This window comes from Psychrobacillus sp. BM2, assembly GCF_048572895.1.
Lineage (GTDB): Bacteria > Bacillota > Bacilli > Bacillales_A > Planococcaceae > Psychrobacillus.
On sequence record NZ_CP183878.1, the window covers coordinates 1,538,631 to 1,557,025 of the forward strand.

Genomic DNA, 18,395 nt, shown 5'->3' on the forward strand with positions numbered 1-18,395 from the left:
TTTCGTGCGATATGCATGAAACGTTTTTTTTGTGCATATATTAAATTGCTAAGAAAGGAGAGTATCCATGTCGAGTAAACTGTATGAACAGATAGCAGAAAGAACGAATGGTGATGTGTATATTGGTGTAGTCGGCCCTGTCCGAGTAGGTAAGTCTACTTTTGTAAAAAGAGTTATGGAGTTAGTAGTAATCCCGAATATCCAGGAAGAGGCCGAGCGTCTACGTGCACAAGATGAATTGCCTCAAAGTTCACCTGGTAACGTAATAATGACAGCCGAGCCTAAATTTGTGCCTGCACACGGGACAAATATCCAACTAGGAGAAGATCAGCTACGCTTACAGATCAGACTAGTAGATTGTGTTGGGTATATGATTGACGGCATTAAAACGCATTCTGGTGAGGAAGGTCAAAAGCTTGTGCATACCCCATGGCATAGCGAAGCAATACCTTTTGAGGAAGCTGCTCGAATCGGAACAGATAAGGTAATTAGAGATCATTCTACTATCGGAATTGTTGTCACAACGGATGGAACAGTAAATAATATCCCACGTTTGGCAGTTGAAAGTGCAGAACAACAAATTATTACACAATTGAAAGAGATTGGTAAACCATTTGTTATCGTTCTAAACAGTAAAAATCCAGGACATTTAGAGACGATTCAATTAAGTGAAGAACTTCAAAGACAACATGAGGTTCCAGTAATTGCAACTGCCGTAGATCGCATGACTGCTGAGGAAATTCAATACATACTCCAACAAGCACTCTATGAATTTCCGATTACGGATATTGAATTAGTTAAGCCAGATTGGACTGATGTATTAGAACCGGACCATTTTGTTAATAACGCCATTACCTCTTCCTTACAAGAGTGGCTACAATTAGTATCCAAAATGAAAGATGTGAAGGAATTAGCGTCTAGATTTAAGCAAGTTCCATTTATCCAATCTGCAGAAGTGGTAGAGGCAAATCCAGGTAGAGGGTCTGCATGTATACAAATCGGCTTAAAACCCGAGGTATTTCAAGAGGTTTGTGATGAATGGTTAGAGGAACCTATTGAGTCGAAGAAAGATTGGCTACTGTTTGTTAAAGAGGCTTCTACAGCCAAAAAGGCTTACAATAAATTTTCGGAAGCATTAGAAGCGGCAAAGAAACATGGTTATGGCGTATCTTTGCCAACTATTCAAGATTTTCAGCCCACTGCACCTGAAATTATAAAACAAAATAATTTCTATGGTGTAAGTTTAAAAGCAAAAGCTGCTTCTCTTCACATTATTCGAGTAGATATGGAAGCAGAATTTGCACCATTAATCGGTTCTGAATTTCACAGTCAGCAATTATTAAAAGATTTAAAACATGGGTATTTACATGACCGAGATGCTTTATGGCAAACACAGGTTTTTGGAACTTCTCTAGTGGAAGTATTGAAAGAAAGTTTACGTTATAAAACAGAAAGTGTTTCTGATGTTGCAAAGAAAAGAATGAGAGAAACGATCGAAAGAATGGTAAACGAAGGTGATCGAGGGATGGTCACATTTATATTGTGAATCCAATACAGGACTTTTTGCGACTATGCAAAAAGTCCTGTTATTGCGTTAAATTACCCTTTTTTTGAGGAAACTTAGCTAAACTAGTACAAATAGTGTTGCGAAGGTTTTTTTGTTGTGATACTCTTTTTACAGGATTGAAGCTATCTTCCTTTGAGAGGAGGTGAATGGTATGAATAAAACAGAACTAGTTAACTCTGTTGCAGAAGCTACAGAACTTTCTAAAAAAGACGCTTCTAAAGCTGTTGAAGCTGTATTTGAATCAATTCAAACTGCTCTTGCAGATGGTGAAAAAGTACAATTAATCGGTTTTGGAAACTTTGAAGTTCGTGAACGTGCTGCACGTAAAGGGCGTAACCCACAAACAGGTAAAGAAATCGACATCGCTGCAAGCAAAGTACCTGCGTTTAAACCAGGTAAAGCACTTAAAGACGCAGTTAAATAACTGATGTTGTAGTACATAGAACGGTTATTGTGGAGCTTGCTTCACGGTAGCCGTTCTTTTCAATTAAGATACGCAATCAGATTGTTTAGTTGTTAAACTGACCCATAAAAAGAAGTTCGGTGTCATCACTCACCGATTTTTCTCGATTTTTTCTAACAAAACTTAATACAGGGTAATTACAGCCTGTTATACTGGGATAAATTTATTTATTATCAGCGTGTCATATGCTAAGATGCAATTGATATAATACATAGTTTTAGGGGGTCTACAGATGACAAAAGTCGATCTGACCAAGATAGAAGAAGCTGTTAAAATGATTTTAGAAGCAGTCGGAGAAGATCCCAATAGAGAAGGATTGTTGGACACTCCTAAAAGAGTATCAAAAATGTACGCAGAAATGTTCGAAGGATTACACCAGGATCCTAAGGAATATTTTAAAACTGTTTTTAACGAAGAGCATGAAGAGTTAGTTTTAGTAAAAGATATACCTTTTTACTCCATGTGTGAACATCATTTAGTTCCTTTTTACGGAAAGGCACATGTCGCATATATCCCTCGTAATGGGGTGGTCACAGGTCTAAGCAAGCTTGCTAGAGCTGTAGAGACAACTGCAAGACGCCCTCAATTACAGGAAAGAATCACTTCAAGTGTGGCGGATGATTTAATGCAAATGCTAAATCCGCACGGTGTATATGTAGTAGTGGAAGCAGAGCATATGTGTATGACGATGCGAGGTATAAAAAAACCTGGTGCCAAAACAGTTACTGCTGTAGCACGTGGAATTTTAGAAACGGACGATGTGAAGCGCTCTGAAATTCTTTCGTTCATACAGATGAAGTAACACCTTTGGATGTCGGCTTTAGAATATGGTATGATGGAAAAAGACTGTGAACAAAGGAGACTATAATATGTCTAGTTCAGATTATATTTTGATAAAAGCAGAAGAAGATGGTGTTCATGTAATTGGCCTTACAAGAGGAACAGACACAAAATTTCATCATTCTGAAAAACTGGATAATGGTGAAGTAATGATTGCCCAGTTTACAGAACATACATCTGCCATGAAAATCAGAGGAAAAGCATCAATCCATTCTTCAAATGGTATTATACAATCGGATTCTAAAAAATAGTTTTTTAAATAGCCAGCCAGATAGACAGATAAAGCGCAGTTGGGAAATGGAGTAAAGTGTATGAACGAAGCATTGATCAAACAACATATAAAGCAGTATAAAGAAGGTATCCTAAAACAAGTTCAGCAAAATACTTTGTTAAAATATACCGGGGCTCCTGCCATTGATGAAGAGCGTTTGTTTTTTACACTTTTACCACTTTTTAATGGCGAAGAATGGGAACAGTCTCAAAGAAAATCCGCCATCGCAGTTACACTTATCTTCTCTGCCTTGGCTGCACATGACTTAGTAAAAGAATTGAATGCAACGACCAAGGAACAGCAACTACAAGTTTTAGCCGGGGATTATTATAGCGGGAAGTATTATCAGTTATTAGCTAGCGACAAACAATTAGACTTGATAAAACAATTGTCGAATGGTGTCGCAACCATATCTGAACAGAAAACTAGATTTTATGATCGACAATTATACAGCTTTGAAGAGCTCATGCAATCTATACAGCTGATTGAATCTAAATCTATTGAACAACTATATGATTATTATTCATTTCATGAGTATGTATTTGTTATGAAAGAGTCTTTGCTACTCATTGCTTTAAAAAAAGAACTTGCTGCATATGAACAAGGCGGCCAACCCTTTTATATTAGTAAATCTAGTCAATTACAAGCTAATATTAATTTACTGCAAGTGGAGATAAAAAAAGTGGAGTCTCTACTCATAGCAGAAATCACTAACTCAGAGCTACTAGAAGACCAACTTAAAAATATAATGTTAAATAAATTAATGAAAAGCACCTTAGAAAAGCAGTTGAGAGAAGGTTAAATCGTGGGCAAATCAAAAGAACAACATGTGCATGAAGTTTTCGAAAAAATATCCGATAATTATGATTCGATGAATTCGGTTATTAGCTTTCAACAACATAAAACATGGCGCAAAGATACGATGAAGGCTATGCAAGTAAAGGCTGGAAGCAAAGCATTGGACGTATGTTGTGGAACGGCAGATTGGACAATCGCATTAGCTGAGGCAACTGGACCAACTGGCGAAGTTAAAGGCTTAGATTTTAGTCAAAACATGTTAAATGTTGGACTAGAAAAGGTGAAGCATATTTCTCAAATTGAGTTAATTCAAGGAAATGCCATGGAATTGCCTTTCGATGATAATTCCTTTGATTATGTAACGATTGGTTTTGGTTTACGCAATGTTCCAGACTATACACAAGTGTTAAGTGAAATGAACCGTGTTGTTAAACCAGGTGGAATGGTTGTTTGTTTAGAAACATCCACACCAGATTCGAAATTATTCAATGGATTATTCCGATTCTATTTCCGTTACATCATGCCTTTATTCGGAAAACTTTTTGCGAAAAGCTATAAAGAATACTCATGGTTACAGGAATCTGCTAAAGAGTTTCCAAATAGAGTCGAGTTAACTAAGCTCTTTGAAAAAGTAGGCTTAGTCAATGTAACTAGCAAACCATATAGTGGTGGAGCGGCAGCTAGACATATTGGATACAAAAAAGATATATAAGTGAGTGAGGTTGTAACCGTGGATAAGATGAAGTTAAAGTTACTCTATTCCGATTTAAAATCGGATCTTGATATCATCGAAAAAGAATTAGCTATAGCGGTGAATTCATCCTCTCACTTATTGAATGAGGCGTCTCTTCATTTATTACTTGCTGGTGGTAAACGAATTAGACCAGTTTTCGTCTTGCTTGCAGCGAAATTTGGAAACTATTCAATAGACTCTATAAAAAAAGTAGCTGTTTCTGTTGAACTCATTCATATGGCTTCTCTCGTTCATGATGATGTTATTGACGATGCGGAAACTAGACGGGGCAGAGAAACGGTGAAGGCGCAGTGGAATAATAGGGTCGCGATGTATACAGGGGATTTTCTTTTTGCAAATGCAATTGAATACATAACAGATTTACAAAATACATATGCACATGAAGTGTTATCTCAAACAATGGTGGAACTTTGTATCGGGGAAATTATTCAAATCGAGGATAAACATTATCTTGAACAAACGGTTCGAGACTATTTACGCCGGATCAAACGAAAAACGGCTATTTTAATATCTGCGAGCTGCGAATTAGGTGCAATTGCTTCAGAAGCAGATGAGAAAACTGTAGAGCATCTGAAACGATTTGGATATTATGTCGGTATGTCTTTTCAAATAATTGATGATATTTTGGACCTTACATCTACTGATGAGCAATTGGGCAAACCTGCTGGATCTGATCTTGCACAGGGAAATATTACTTTGCCTGTTCTATACGTTAAAAACGATCCGGTCATTGAACCTTTATTAAGAGAAATATTGGAAGGGACGATTAGTGACAAAAATCGACAACTACTGTTAGCGAAAATTCGCGAATCAGACGGTATTAATCGTGCCAAACAAATCAGTAATATATATTTGCAAAAGGCGTTAAATGAAGTTAAACAACTACCGGCAAACTCCGCAAAGAAATCGTTACAAAACATTGCATTGTTTATGAGTAAAAGAAAATTTTAAATAGAAATAGTTTTAGTTATACTTTTAAAAAACATGAAGCTAATCACCAGTTTATAATTTAATTTGAAAATAATGAATTATAATGATAATATTTGTAACGGTGGAGAATAAAGTCCATTATATATATTCGAGGAGTGTTAACTATGGAAAAAACATTTTTAATGGTAAAACCTGATGGCGTACAACGTAACTTAATCGGTGAAATCGTAGGTCGTTTTGAAGCAAAAGGATTCCAATTAGTTGGAGCAAAATTAATGCAAATTCCTGCTGAGCTTGCTGAACAACATTACGGCGAACACAAAGAACGCCCATTCTTCGGTGAATTAGTAGATTTCATCACTTCTGGACCAGTTTTCGCAATGGTTTGGGAAGGCGAAAATGTTATCTCGACTGCTCGTTTAATGATGGGTGCTACAAACCCTAAAGAATCTGCACCAGGAACTATCCGTGGAGATTTTGCAGTAACTGTAGGGAAAAATATTATCCACGGTTCTGACGCTCCTGAAAGCGCTGAACGCGAAATCGGATTATTCTTCAAACAAGAAGAACTAGTATCTTACAAAAAAGATGCTAACAACTGGATTAACTAATAAAGAGAATGGTTGTTTATGACTTCGGTCATAAACAACCATTTTTTTGTTTGGTATAAATACTTAACCGAGAGCGAATGGGGTGCGAACGAGAGAGAACAGCTACTCTACGAGAGAGCCAGGCTTATACGAGAGGCATCCACGTTTTGCGAGAGAGTTTTGAGCTTATACGAGAGAGAATAGCTGCTCTACGAGAGAGCCAGGCTTATACGAGAGGCATTCACGGTTTTGCGAGAGAGTTTCGAGCCTATACGAGAGAGAATAGCTGCTTTACGAGAGAGCTAGGCTTATACGAGAGGCATCCGCAGTTTTGCGAGAGAGTTTCGAGCTTATACGAGAGAGAATAGCTGCTCTACGAGGGAGCTAGGTTTATACGAGAGGCATCCACGTTATTGCGAGAGAGTTTCAAGCCTATACGAGAGAGAATAGCTGCTCTACGAGAGAGCCTGGCTTATACGAGAGGCATATACGTTTTTGCGAGAGAGAATCGTGCCTATACGAGAGAGAATAGCTGCTCTACGAGAGAGCCTGGCTTATACGAGAGGCATCCACGTTTTTGCGAGAGAGCATCGTGCTCATACGAGAGAGAATAGCTGCTCTACGAGAGAGTCTGGCTTATACGAGAGGCATATACGTTTTTGCGAGAGAGAATCGTGCCTATACGAGAGAGAATAGCTGCTCTACGAGAGAGCGGGGCTTATACGAGAGGCATCCATGTTTTTGCGAGAGAGAATCGTGCTCATACGAGAGAGAATAGCTGCTCTACGAGAGATTCGTATACCAACATACAAAAAGACGGTCAAATGTTCATATTTGTCTGTCTTTTTGTATGTTCGAAATGCTATGTATAAGATATACTAAATATAGGTTTTCTGAAAGGGGCGAAGTCATTTTGCCGGACTATATTAAATTTGTGGATTCCATTAAGAAAAAAACAGGTATTGACCTTGCGGCGTATAAAGAGGCGCAGATGCGACGTAGACTTACCTCTTTGTATGAAAAAAAGGGATATAAAAATTTTGTTGAATTTTATCAGGCTCTTGACTCTAATAGAGATTTAATGAATGAATTTCTAGACAGAATGACGATAAATGTTTCAGAGTTTTATCGGAATGCGAAACGCTGGGATATATTACAAACTAAAATATTCCCCAAATTATTAGAAACAAATAAACGTCTAAAAATTTGGAGTGCAGCATGTTCAACTGGTGAAGAACCTTATACAATTGCAATGGTTTTGTCCAATCATGTTCCTTTATCTCAAGTTGCTATCCATGCAACGGATTTAGATGAAAATGCAATACAACGTGCGAAGGTTGGTATTTATCCCGAACGTTCCCTTGCCGAGGTTCCAACAGATATGAAGAATAAGTACTTTGAGAACCAACCTCCATTTTATAAGATGAGTGATTCGGTTAAAAAGACAGTAACATTTAAAAAACATAATCTTTTGAAAGATACATATGATAAAAACTTTGATTTGATTGTTTGTAGGAATGTCATGATTTATTTTACAGAAGAAGCAAAAGATCAAATTTATCAAAACTTTAGTAATTCGCTTAGGTCCGGAGGAATTCTATTTGTCGGTAGTACTGAACAGATATTCAATCCTGGAAAATATGGATTTGAAACGGAAGACACTTTCTTTTATCGGAAAAAATAAATGGAACTGTCCGAGAAATTCCGGACAGTTTTTCTTCTAAGCAAAGATAATGAATAAAACGCTGAGCAAATTCAGCAGTATTTGAAAAAAAGCGATAATTGATCAATGAAAACGAATAATCAATCGATAGGTCAAGATAATCGATCAATGAAGTGATAAAATCGAACAATAAATCAAAAAATCGATCATTCCATTCTGTCAATCGATCAATGAGCAAAGGACACCTTCAGATGAGAAATGGTTTTTATACTGCAACGAGCTTTTTGCTGGCGCTTTTGCTTTTCGAGACGCTAGCCCTTCGAGTCGTTTTAAGATCCAGGTAGAGCAAAAGAATGCCTTTATTGTCACTCTTCCAACGCCTGTTCCAGCGCGAAGCTCGTCACAGAAGAACGCTGTTGGGACTTTTGTAGGAGATGCCGCTTTTTTTCTATACATTGATCTGAAATTTTGATATAGTGATAAACAAATACTTTAGCGAGTTGAAGGGGGAAAGTGCTGTGAGATATTTAACTGCAGGTGAGTCACATGGACCACAACTAACAGCGATTATTGAGGGGTTACCCGCTCAATTAGAAATAACGAGTGAAATGATAAATAAGGAATTAAAACGTCGTCAAGGTGGACATGGTCGGGGAAGACGTATGCAAATTGAAAAAGATACTGTAACTATTACCTCAGGTGTACGCCATGGAAAAACATTAGGTTCTCCAGTTTGCCTAGTTGTGAATAATGATGATTGGAAGCATTGGACAAATATAATGGGGATTGAGCCTCTGGGAGATGAAATCGATCCTGAGGATATTAAAAGACAAATTACGAGACCGCGTCCTGGACATGCAGATTTAGTTGGGGGCATGAAGTATGGACATCGTGATTTACGTAATGTTCTAGAGCGGTCATCAGCACGTGAGACTACGGTAAGAGTTGCAGTAGGAGCAGTCGCAAAAGAATTGTTAAGTAAACTAGGTATCTCCATTGTTGCTCATGTTACGAAAATTGGTGGAATTGAAGCTGACTTAAATTCGGCAAATGGTAAAACCATCGAAGAAATTCGTGAGATTGTAGAAGCTGACCCGGTTTATTGCTTAGATCCAGATGCATCGGCGAAAATGGTAGAAGCCATAGACAATGCAAAAAAGGCTGGAGATACGATTGGTGGAGTGGTAGAGGTAATCGTTTCTGGTATGCCAGCAGGAGTTGGCAGCTATGTACATTATGACCGTAAGCTAGACGGTAAATTGGCAATGGCGATGATGAGCATTAATGCATTTAAAGGTGTAGAGGTAGGATTAGGATTTGAAATGGCTAATCTATTTGGAAGCCAAGTGCATGATCAGATTAGTTGGAGTGAGGCTGATGGATATACACGTGATACAAATCGTCTAGGTGGTCTAGAAGGTGGTATGTCTACGGGAATGCCAATAGTAGTACGTGGGGTAATGAAACCAATTCCTACCCTATACAAGCCACTTCAAAGCGTAGACATTGATACGAAGGAACCTTTTAAGGCAAGTATTGAAAGATCGGATAGTTGTGCCGTACCAGCAGCATCCGTAGTTGCCGAAGCGGTTATTGCTTGGGAGGTTGCACAAGCAGTATTAGATACCTTCCATAGCGATAAAATAGATACATTACTTGCAGATATAGAGAGTCATAGAGCATATACAAAGGGGTTTTAATGATGTCTATCCAAGTTAAAACGAAAGACTCCGTATACAACGTTCATTTAGGAGAGAGTATTTTACAATTTTTTTGTGAAAGACAGGCGGATGCATTAGCGAAATATGATCATCTAGTGCTTATTACGGATAAAAATGTGTGGAGTTTACACGAAGAATATGTTCGCACTAACTTTACGCTACCATTTAAACTTTATATCGTTCCAAACGGTGAGGCGTGCAAAACGTTTGAATCTTATTATCAAGTCCAATCATTTTTATTAGAAGAAAATTGTACTAGAAATTCTGCTCTTCTTGCACTTGGAGGAGGAGCAGTTGGGGACCTTACTGGTTTTGTGGCCGCTACTTTTATGCGAGGTATTCCTTTTTACCAAATTCCAACGACTATATTAGCGCATGATAGTGCCGTTGGTGGTAAAACTGCGATTAATCACCCAAACGGAAAGAATATGATTGGGGCTTTCTATCAACCTACGGGAGTAATATATGATTTTCATTTTTTAAAAACTTTACCAGAAGCAGAAGTTCGCTCGGGTCTTGCTGAAGTGATCAAGCATGCATTAATAAGTGATGCTAACTGGATGGATGACTTTCTTGCTCTCCCTAACTTAAAGGCAATTGATAAAAAAGAATTATTACGGTGGCTAGAAAAAGGAATTCGTGTAAAAGCACATATTGTCGAATTAGACGAAAAAGAACAGTCCTATCGTAAATTTTTGAATTTTGGTCACACATATGGTCATGCGATTGAAGCAACAATAGGTTACGGGAAAATCACTCATGGCGAGGCAGTGATGATAGGTATGATTCCTGCATTAATGCTAAGTGAGCTTCATGGAAATGTGACAGCAGGATATGCTAAAAGCGTGTATGATTTAGCGAATAGACTTGGCTATAACTTTAAACATGTGCTTCAGTGTCCATTTGAAATTTTATCTAAATTTATGTTGAAAGATAAGAAAACGACGAATGGAGAACTTCATTTTGCATTACTTCAAAAAATTGGAGATCCATTTGTGCAAAAAATTTCGATGGAAGAAGTAAAAAAATGTGATGAACAGCTGCGAGAATGGGTTAAGGAGGGTAACGAATGATTAGAGGTATAAGAGGAGCAACTACAGTAACAGCGGATTCAAATGAATTAGTACTTCAGGAAACTAGACGTCTTGTGGAAGAGATGGCAAAATCAAATGATATTTTACCTGAAGACATTGCTTCCGTCATCATATCAACGACGACGGATATTACTTCTGCATTTCCAGCAAGAGCCGTTCGTGGCATAGAAGGATGGACGTATGTCCCGGTAATGTGCACCCATGAAATGAACGTTCCTGAGGCGTTAGAAAAGTGTATTCGATTACTAATGCATGTGAATACGGAAAAAACACAGCAAGAAGTCCAACATATCTATTTAAATAATGCTGTCGCATTAAGACCAGATTTACTAAAATAATTTATAGAATTGAGGGTTTAAAATGAAATTCAAACAACAGATCAATGGATTACATGCATATCAGCCAGGTAAGACATCCGATGAAGTGAAGAAAATGTTTAACTTAGAAAAAGTGACAAAACTTGCATCTAATGAAAATCCATACGGGGCATCACCTAAAGTAAAAGAATACTTCGATAATGCGAATCTAGATTTTGCCATCTATCCTGATGGATATGCGTCAAATTTAAGAACAGCTGTAGCGAATCATTTAAACATCTCTGAAACACAATTATTATTTGGTAATGGATCTGATGAGAACATACTAATCGTTTCAAGAGCTATATTACGACCTGGATTAAACACAATTATGGCTGACTTAACATTTGGTCAATATAAGCATAATGCGATTGTTGAAGGAGCAGAAGTACGTGAAATCCCGCTTACAACAAACGGGGAGCATGATTTAGACAATATGCTAGCAGCTATTGATGAAAATACTGCAATCATTTGGGTGTGTAATCCAAATAATCCAACAGGGACATTAACGCCTAGCGATAAATTGAAAGATTTTATCGAAAGAGTTCCAAATGATGTTTTAATAGTTTTAGATGAAGCATACACGGAATACATAACAGACAACAACTACACACATTCTCTTGGGTTATTAGAAAGTCACCCTAATGTACTAATAATGCGTACATTCTCAAAAGCATATGGTCTTGCAAGCTTCCGTGTTGGCTATGCGATTGGTTCAGAGGAGGTTATCGCTCAATTAGAACCTACACGCGAACCATTCAATAATACTGTGATAAGTCAGCAGGTAGCGCTTATTGGATTAGAAGATCATGCATTTATAGAACAATGTAAAGAGAAAAATAACGCTGGGAAAGCTCAATACGTGGCATATTGCAAAGAAAGAAATCTGGATTACTTCCCTTCGCAAACTAATTTCATATTAATGGAAGTGAAAGCTGACAGCGATCTAGTATTCCAAGGTTTGATGAAGCGAGGATTTATCGTTCGAAGTGGGAATGCATTAGGAAAACCAGGATACCTACGAATAACAATTGGGACTGAACAGCAAAATAGCGAGTTATTGGAGAAGCTAGATGAGGTTCTAAAAGAGGAAGGCGTCTTATAATGCAGCAAACTGTTTTCATTATAGGTCTCGGATTAATAGGTGGTTCCCTAGCACTTGGTCTAAAGCGTAATAAAGATGTAAGAATTATTGGATATGATGCAAATGATCATACGCTTCGTACAGCAAAACGAATTGGCGTCATTGATGAGATGGCCATTGATATGATAGATGGAACTGAGTTTGCGGACGTAATTGTTTTTGCTACTCCAGTAAGTGAAACAATCCGTTTGATGCATGAATTGCCGAAATGGCAGCTAAAGAATGAAGTAATTGTAACAGATACAGGAAGTACGAAAAAAGAAATTATGAAAGCTGCCATTTCATTAAAAGATAAGGGCATTACGTTTATAGGCGGACATCCGATGGCTGGCTCTCATAAAAGTGGTGTGGAGGCTGCCAGACCAATCTTGTTCGAAAATGCCTATTATTTACTCACACCTTTTGAAAACGAATCGAATGACCGTATTCAAGTGCTGATAGAACTATTAAGAGTAACGAAAGCGAAGCTAGTACAAGTAGACGCGGAGGAACACGATCATATGACTGCTGTAGTTAGTCATTTTCCTCATTTAGTTGCTGCTTCGCTTGTACATCAATTATCTTTTGAAAACGAACAATATCCTTTTACGAAACAACTTGCAGCCGGGGGATTTCGTGACTTAACAAGAATTGCTTCCGCCAATCCAATTGTATGGAGAGATATAACGCTTCAAAATCGTAAGGAACTAACTTCTCAATTACAAGCATGGACAAATGAAATGATTAAATTACAAGAATTGCTTTCATACGCAGATTCGAGTGATATAGAAAATTATTTTACTACGGCTAAAAGAATTCGCGATGATCTTCCTATCAATACTCAAGGGGCAATGTTTAGCGTATTTGATCTGTATGTTGATGTACCAGATTATCCTGGGGTCATTTCCGAGATAACAGGGTATTTAGCAAAAGACGATATTAGTATTACAAACTTACGAATTGTAGAAACGCGTGAAGATGTTTTTGGGATACTAGTTATAAGCTTTCAATCGACAGATGATCGTATTAAGGCAGTTGAGTGTATTGCTGAGAACACAACATTTGAAACGTATATTTCATAAGGAGGGGTGACCTTGACAACTAGTAAAAAATTAGAATACGCACAGCCTTCATTAGAGGGTTCTATTCGCATACCTGGGGATAAATCTGTCTCGCATCGTTCGATTATGTTTGGTGCAATAGCAGAGGGGACCACAACCGTCGAAGGCTTTTTACAAAGTGATGATTGCCTAAGTACAATTGATTGTTTCCAAAAGCTTGGAGTAGAAATATCCATAAAAGGTGAGACAGTAAGTATTAATAGTGAAGGAATTATAAACTGGAGAGAACCCGATGAAATATTATATACGGGGAATTCAGGGACGACTACTCGTTTAATGCTTGGAATTTTAGCAGGCTCATCAGTTTCTTCTGTTTTAATAGGTGACGAATCTATCCAAAAACGTCCAATGAGAAGAGTCACAGATCCGTTAAAGCTAATGGGCGCTAACCTGATCGGGCGAGATAACGGCCAGTTTACTCCTATTGCAGTTGAAGGAACTAAATTACAAGCTATTCAATATACGATGCCTGTAGCTAGTGCGCAGGTGAAGTCTGCCATTTTACTAGCAGCTTTAAATGCCGAAGGAGAAACCGTAGTGAAAGAAATGGAAACTTCTAGAGATCATACCGAGAAAATGTTAAAACACTTCGGTGCAACCATTGCCGTAGATGATAAATTGATACGTTTACAAGGTGGACAAAAGCTAACTGGCTCGCATGTAGTCGTACCAGGGGATATTTCCTCGGCAGCGTTCTTTTTAGTAGCTGGAGCAATTGTTCCTAATAGCAATCTAACTTTAACGAATGTAGGCTTAAATCCAACGAGAACTGGCATTATGGACGTTCTGCAAGCAATGGGGGCATCTTATACAGTGAATGACTCAGACAATAGCAGTCATGAGGAAATGGGTACGATTGAAATAGAATCCTCTGCTTTATCGGGAATTGAAATCGGTGGGGAACTTATCCCTCGACTGATTGATGAAATACCTATTATTGCCTTACTAGCTACACAAGCTAGCGGGAAGACAGTCATAAAAAATGCAGAAGAGTTAAAAGTGAAAGAAACGAACCGAATTGATGCAGTAGTGAATGAATTAAAGAAACTGGGAGCAAATATTACTGCCACAAATGATGGCATGATAATTGAAGGACCGACGACACTTCATGGCGGAGATTTAATTACTTATGGAGATCATCGTATTGGTATGATGGCGGCAGTTGCTTCACTTATAACAACTGAACCTGTCACAATTGATAATCCAGGATGCATTGCAGTTTCCTATCCGACATTTTTTGAAGATATTTCGAGCATTATAAAATAAAGATAATACAATATGTGCTTCTTAAAAGCAGATGGAACTGCAGAAAATTTTGATGAGTATATGATTGATTAAAAATGTATTTAGATTTAGGAATTTTTAGTGCCCTTCCAATCGAGGAGGGTTTTTTTCTTGTCCAAAAACAAATGTTCTTGTAGGATAAAGGTATAATGAAAGAATGGTGATAATATGGATAACTTTACACCTTTTATCCAGGCGATGGAAGAAGGAAACATTGAAAAACTTGGAACAATGATTGACAATTTTTTATTGAACGGCGACCCTGATGAGCAGTATCAGCTTGCTGACTTGTTGACACAATTTGGCTTTTTACAGGAAGCTATTACTGTGTTGGAGCATCTTCAGTTTTTATTTCCGGAGGAAAATCAGTTGAAGATTGATCAAGCCCAGCTTTATTTGGAAATGGATAAAGAGGATGAAGCTTTAGAGATGCTAACGACAATCGAAAAAACTAGCGATGCTTATCCGCAAGCACTACTAACATTAGCTGACTATTATCAAATGATTGGATTATATGAGGTTGCAGAACAAAAAATAAATGAAGCCATTACGTTATTACCAAAAGAACCTTTACTTATGTTTGCTAAAGGAGAATTATTATTTGAAACTGGCAGATACTTAGAGGCAGCACGTATAATGGAGGATTTACTGCCCCATCAGGACTCTATACAAGCCGTAGATTTGTCGCTTAAATTGGCAGAAATATATAGCGCTGGAGCAGCCTATGAGGAAGCGATTCCGTACTATACAGAAGCACTGAAAAAAGAAGTCGCACCAGACGTACTATTTCATGCGGCTTATGCGTCCTTCCAAGTACAGCATTTCGAAACTGCTGCTAAGCAACTAGAGGATCTTCTTCAAATTGATCCTGACTACTTCTCAGGCTATATGCTCCTTGCTGAGACCTATGGGATGCTGGAAAAAAATGAGGAGGCTTTAAAAGCAATTACAGATGGTATCACTCGTGATGAGTTTGAAAAAGAATATTATTTATTTGCAGGTAAAATTTCCTTGAAATTGGGTAAAGTGAAAGAAGCAGAAACTTTTTTAAGAGAAGCTATTGCTCTTGATCCGGAATATATGGATGCTATTTTCATTTTGTCCTCATTATTTTCAACAGAAGAGAAGGATGTGGAGTTAGTAGAACTCTATGAAACGTTGAAGCAAGAGCATTTTGAATGGTCTGCAATGTACCCATTATTAGCAGCAGCTTATGAAAGATTAGAATCCTATGAAAAAGCATACGAATTTTATCAGCTTGCATATACTGAACATAAAGAGGATGTTCTTTTTCTAGAGAAATATGTTTATTTCCTTTTAGAGGATGGGAAAAGGGCAGAGGCAAAAGAGATTGTGCAGATTTTGCAAAAACTACAACCTGAAAATAGTGAATGGTTTGAAATGTTTGAATAAATGAGGGAAGGAGAGGTTACGTGACTGCTTCTGTTTCAGTTGGTGAGAAAAAAGAATTTGTTCGATGGTTTTTAAAAAAGTATCAGATGAAAAGAAGAGAGTGCGTGTGGATCTTGAACTACTTGATAAGCCATGAAACCTTGTTGAATAACGTGCACTTTGTAGAGGAGGCGCATTATTGTCCCAGGGCAATGATCATGTCGGTTACGACGTCTTCAGGTATCCCATTTCGCTTTTATAAAGGAAGTATCATGACTGCCGATGCTGAAAAGTCCTTCCATGATTTGCGATTGCATCCGGAAGAGGATATGTATATTCAATTGAACTTTCAAATGATCCCACCAAGCCCAGAGTATTTGGCAGTACTAGAAGAGAATCCGTATATGCCAAAATATTTGCAGATTAGTGAAAAGGATAAATTGATAGCAGAGGATATAGTGACTGAAAGCTTGTATTCATTTCAAGTGGAACAATTAAAAAAGCAGATTGATCAAGCGATTGATGATAATAATAAAGAAAAATTTATGGAGCTTTCTTCGTTGTGGAAGAAAATCAAACATAAAGAGATTTAGGAGAGGTTACAAATGCATTGGAACGGAAAAGATAGTGTAATATATCAAGCACAAAAAGAATTTATAGATACAGCAGTGATCCCACTTATACAGATTGATGGTTCTGATGAAGGATTCCAATTTGCTGCGTCTGCAGCAGACTTCACATTATCCTTGGCTAATGTAATCGAAAATCAGTTTAAAGGAAGGATTGTTTTATTTCCTTCCTTCTCTTATACAAAAAGGCAGGACAAGCAATCCGTATTTGAAGCTTGGCAGGAAGAACTAAACAAAGCCTCTTTCAAACATATCTTTTACGTTACTTCTGATAGAGAGTGGAGTACAATGGGGGAGGATGAGAACAAAAATATAATTTGGATTCCATCTGTTCCACTGGATTCTATGGACCAAAAAATGAGAAACTCAGTATTAGAAGATCAATTGCGACAACTTATTCCTATTTTTGCGAAAAAATGGGCGAATTAGTGACAATTTGTTTCGCCATTTGTTGATAAAGTTCATAATTCGAGGAAATCGAATATTGACCTTCCTTTTTTATTGATATATCATGTATATGTCCTAGTATTATTATTCAAGCAAGTATGTCCATTGGACTGACCTTTAAGTAAGAGGGGGGAAAAGGATGAGTAACAATAAGGTATCAAGACGTCAATTTTTAAGTTACACCTTAACTGGTGTTGGCGGATTTATGGCAGCTGGAATGCTAATGCCAATGGTACGTTTTGCAGTTGATCCTGTATTGCAGAAAAAAGAAGGCGGAGATTTCGTATTAACGGAGAAGAAAATTGCCGATATAACGGAAGTTCCAGAACGTGTTGACTTCACTTTTGAACAAGTGGACGCATGGTACAAGTCTGATGTAACAAATGCCGCATGGGTATACAAAGAAGGCGATGAAATTATCGCACTATCTCCTGTATGTAAGCATTTAGGTTGTACAGTAAACTGGGAAGCCGACCCGGCTCATAAAAATCAATTCTTCTGTCCATGTCACGGAGGGCGTTATGAGAAAAACGGTAATAATGTTCCAAAGACACCACCTCTAGGTCCGTTGGATCAATATGAAGTTCGTGAAAATGACGGGTTCTTAGAAATCGGGAAAGCCATTCCTAACACATTAGTTTAAAGTAAGGGGGTACGACATCAGTGCTTAATAAAATCTATGATTGGGTGGATGAACGTCTAGATATTACACCAATATGGCGTGATATCGCAGACCATGAAGTACCAGAACATGTAAACCCTGCACACCATTTCTCTGCATTTGTATACTGTTTCGGGGGACTAACATTCTTCATCACAGTAATTCAAATTCTTTCCGGTATGTTCTTAACTATGTATTATGTACCGGATATTGAAAATGCTTGGGAATCTGTTTACTATCTTCAAAACGAAGTAGCATTCGGTGAAATCGTGCGTGGGATGCATCACTGGGGAGCATCACTTGTAATTGTTATGATGTTCTTACATACATTACGTGTATTCTTTACTGGTTCTTATAAAAAACCTCGTGAACTAAACTGGATGGTCGGAGTATTAATCTTCGCCGTTATGTTAGGTTTAGGATTTACAGGTTACCTACTTCCTTGGGACATGAAAGCATTGTTCGCAACAAAAGTAGGTATTGAAATTGCAGCATCAGTTCCATTTATCGGTGGAATAATTAAGACACTTTTAGCTGGTGATGAAACAATCATCGGTGCACAAACACTAACAAGATTCTTCGCGATTCATGTGTTCTTCTTGCCAGCTGCTTTATTTGCATTACTTGCAGCTCACTTTATCATGATTCGTCGTCAAGGTATTTCTGGACCACTTTAATGGGTAAATGGAAC

At 37.7% G+C, this 18,395-nt stretch carries 20 protein-coding genes; all 20 read left to right on the forward strand.

The window, feature by feature from the left end; translation table 11 throughout:
- The first annotated feature begins 67 nt into the window (after nt 1-67).
- The 20 genes from spoIVA (at nt 68) to qcrB (ending at nt 18,381) form a co-directional block, all read left to right on the forward strand.
- Nucleotides 68-1,546 carry a stage IV sporulation protein A gene (gene spoIVA / locus ACN6MX_RS06980; RefSeq protein WP_419961912.1) on the forward strand — a complete coding sequence of 493 codons (1,479 nt, stop codon included), beginning with the start codon at nt 68-70 and terminating at the stop codon, nt 1,544-1,546.
- 172 nt (nt 1,547-1,718) lie between these two features.
- Nucleotides 1,719-1,991, forward strand: a complete 273-nt coding sequence (locus tag ACN6MX_RS06985; protein ID WP_090561787.1) for an HU family DNA-binding protein — start codon at nt 1,719-1,721, stop codon at nt 1,989-1,991.
- Nucleotides 1,992-2,262: 271 nt separating this feature from the next.
- Complete coding sequence (gene folE, locus ACN6MX_RS06990; protein WP_419961913.1) at nt 2,263-2,832, forward strand: GTP cyclohydrolase I FolE; 570 nt, start codon at nt 2,263-2,265, stop codon at nt 2,830-2,832.
- A gap of 67 nt (nt 2,833-2,899) precedes the next feature.
- Nucleotides 2,900-3,121: a trp RNA-binding attenuation protein MtrB gene (mtrB, locus tag ACN6MX_RS06995; protein ID WP_419961914.1), complete on the forward strand. Its 222-nt coding sequence runs from the start codon at nt 2,900-2,902 to the stop codon at nt 3,119-3,121.
- Nucleotides 3,122-3,181: 60 nt separating this feature from the next.
- A complete protein-coding gene (locus ACN6MX_RS07000) occupies nt 3,182-3,943 on the forward strand; it encodes a heptaprenyl diphosphate synthase component 1 (RefSeq protein WP_419961915.1) in 762 nt (253 codons plus the stop codon).
- A gap of 3 nt (nt 3,944-3,946) precedes the next feature.
- Nucleotides 3,947-4,651: a demethylmenaquinone methyltransferase gene (locus ACN6MX_RS07005; protein WP_419961916.1), complete on the forward strand. Its 705-nt coding sequence runs from the start codon at nt 3,947-3,949 to the stop codon at nt 4,649-4,651.
- An 18-nt stretch (nt 4,652-4,669) separates the two neighbouring features.
- Nucleotides 4,670-5,644 carry a heptaprenyl diphosphate synthase component II gene (gene hepT / locus ACN6MX_RS07010; protein WP_419961917.1) on the forward strand — a complete coding sequence of 325 codons (975 nt, stop codon included), beginning with the start codon at nt 4,670-4,672 and terminating at the stop codon, nt 5,642-5,644.
- Between the two features lie 143 nt (nt 5,645-5,787).
- Entirely contained in the window at nt 5,788-6,234 is a 447-nt protein-coding gene (gene ndk, locus ACN6MX_RS07015) for a nucleoside-diphosphate kinase (protein ID WP_419961918.1), read from the forward strand.
- An 892-nt stretch (nt 6,235-7,126) separates the two neighbouring features.
- Complete coding sequence (locus tag ACN6MX_RS07020) at nt 7,127-7,897, forward strand: CheR family methyltransferase (RefSeq protein WP_419961919.1); 771 nt, start codon at nt 7,127-7,129, stop codon at nt 7,895-7,897.
- Nucleotides 7,898-8,394: 497 nt separating this feature from the next.
- Complete coding sequence (gene aroC / locus ACN6MX_RS07025; protein WP_419961920.1) at nt 8,395-9,576, forward strand: chorismate synthase; 1,182 nt, start codon at nt 8,395-8,397, stop codon at nt 9,574-9,576.
- A gap of 2 nt (nt 9,577-9,578) precedes the next feature.
- Nucleotides 9,579-10,670, forward strand: a complete 1,092-nt coding sequence (gene aroB, locus ACN6MX_RS07030; RefSeq protein ID WP_419962570.1) for a 3-dehydroquinate synthase — start codon at nt 9,579-9,581, stop codon at nt 10,668-10,670.
- Nucleotides 10,667-11,029 (forward strand): chorismate mutase, encoded by a 363-nt coding sequence (gene aroH / locus ACN6MX_RS07035; protein WP_419961921.1) that lies wholly within the window; start codon nt 10,667-10,669, stop codon nt 11,027-11,029. The genes aroB and aroH overlap by 4 nt, the downstream gene beginning before the upstream one ends.
- A 22-nt stretch (nt 11,030-11,051) precedes the next feature.
- Nucleotides 11,052-12,152 (forward strand): histidinol-phosphate transaminase, encoded by a 1,101-nt coding sequence (gene hisC / locus ACN6MX_RS07040; protein ID WP_419961922.1) that lies wholly within the window; start codon nt 11,052-11,054, stop codon nt 12,150-12,152.
- Nucleotides 12,152-13,252: a prephenate dehydrogenase gene (locus ACN6MX_RS07045; RefSeq protein WP_419961923.1), complete on the forward strand. Its 1,101-nt coding sequence runs from the start codon at nt 12,152-12,154 to the stop codon at nt 13,250-13,252. The genes hisC and ACN6MX_RS07045 overlap by 1 nt, the downstream gene beginning before the upstream one ends.
- A gap of 12 nt (nt 13,253-13,264) precedes the next feature.
- Complete coding sequence (gene aroA, locus ACN6MX_RS07050) at nt 13,265-14,557, forward strand: 3-phosphoshikimate 1-carboxyvinyltransferase (protein ID WP_419961924.1); 1,293 nt, start codon at nt 13,265-13,267, stop codon at nt 14,555-14,557.
- A 186-nt stretch (nt 14,558-14,743) separates the two neighbouring features.
- Entirely contained in the window at nt 14,744-15,988 is a 1,245-nt protein-coding gene (locus ACN6MX_RS07055; protein WP_419961925.1) for a tetratricopeptide repeat protein, read from the forward strand.
- Between the two features lie 20 nt (nt 15,989-16,008).
- On the forward strand, nt 16,009-16,560 hold the full coding sequence (locus ACN6MX_RS07060; protein WP_419961926.1) for a ReoY family proteolytic degradation factor: 552 nt from the start codon (nt 16,009-16,011) through the stop codon (nt 16,558-16,560).
- 12 nt (nt 16,561-16,572) lie between these two features.
- Nucleotides 16,573-17,025 carry a YpiF family protein gene (locus ACN6MX_RS07065; protein WP_419961927.1) on the forward strand — a complete coding sequence of 151 codons (453 nt, stop codon included), beginning with the start codon at nt 16,573-16,575 and terminating at the stop codon, nt 17,023-17,025.
- A gap of 157 nt (nt 17,026-17,182) precedes the next feature.
- Nucleotides 17,183-17,686, forward strand: a complete 504-nt coding sequence (locus tag ACN6MX_RS07070; protein WP_419961928.1) for a ubiquinol-cytochrome c reductase iron-sulfur subunit — start codon at nt 17,183-17,185, stop codon at nt 17,684-17,686.
- Between the two features lie 20 nt (nt 17,687-17,706).
- The gene (qcrB, locus tag ACN6MX_RS07075; RefSeq protein WP_342600868.1) at nt 17,707-18,381 is read left to right on the forward strand and encodes a menaquinol-cytochrome c reductase cytochrome b subunit; all 675 of its coding nucleotides are present in this window, start codon (nt 17,707-17,709) and stop codon (nt 18,379-18,381) included.
- The last annotated feature ends 14 nt before the right edge of the window (nt 18,382-18,395 follow it).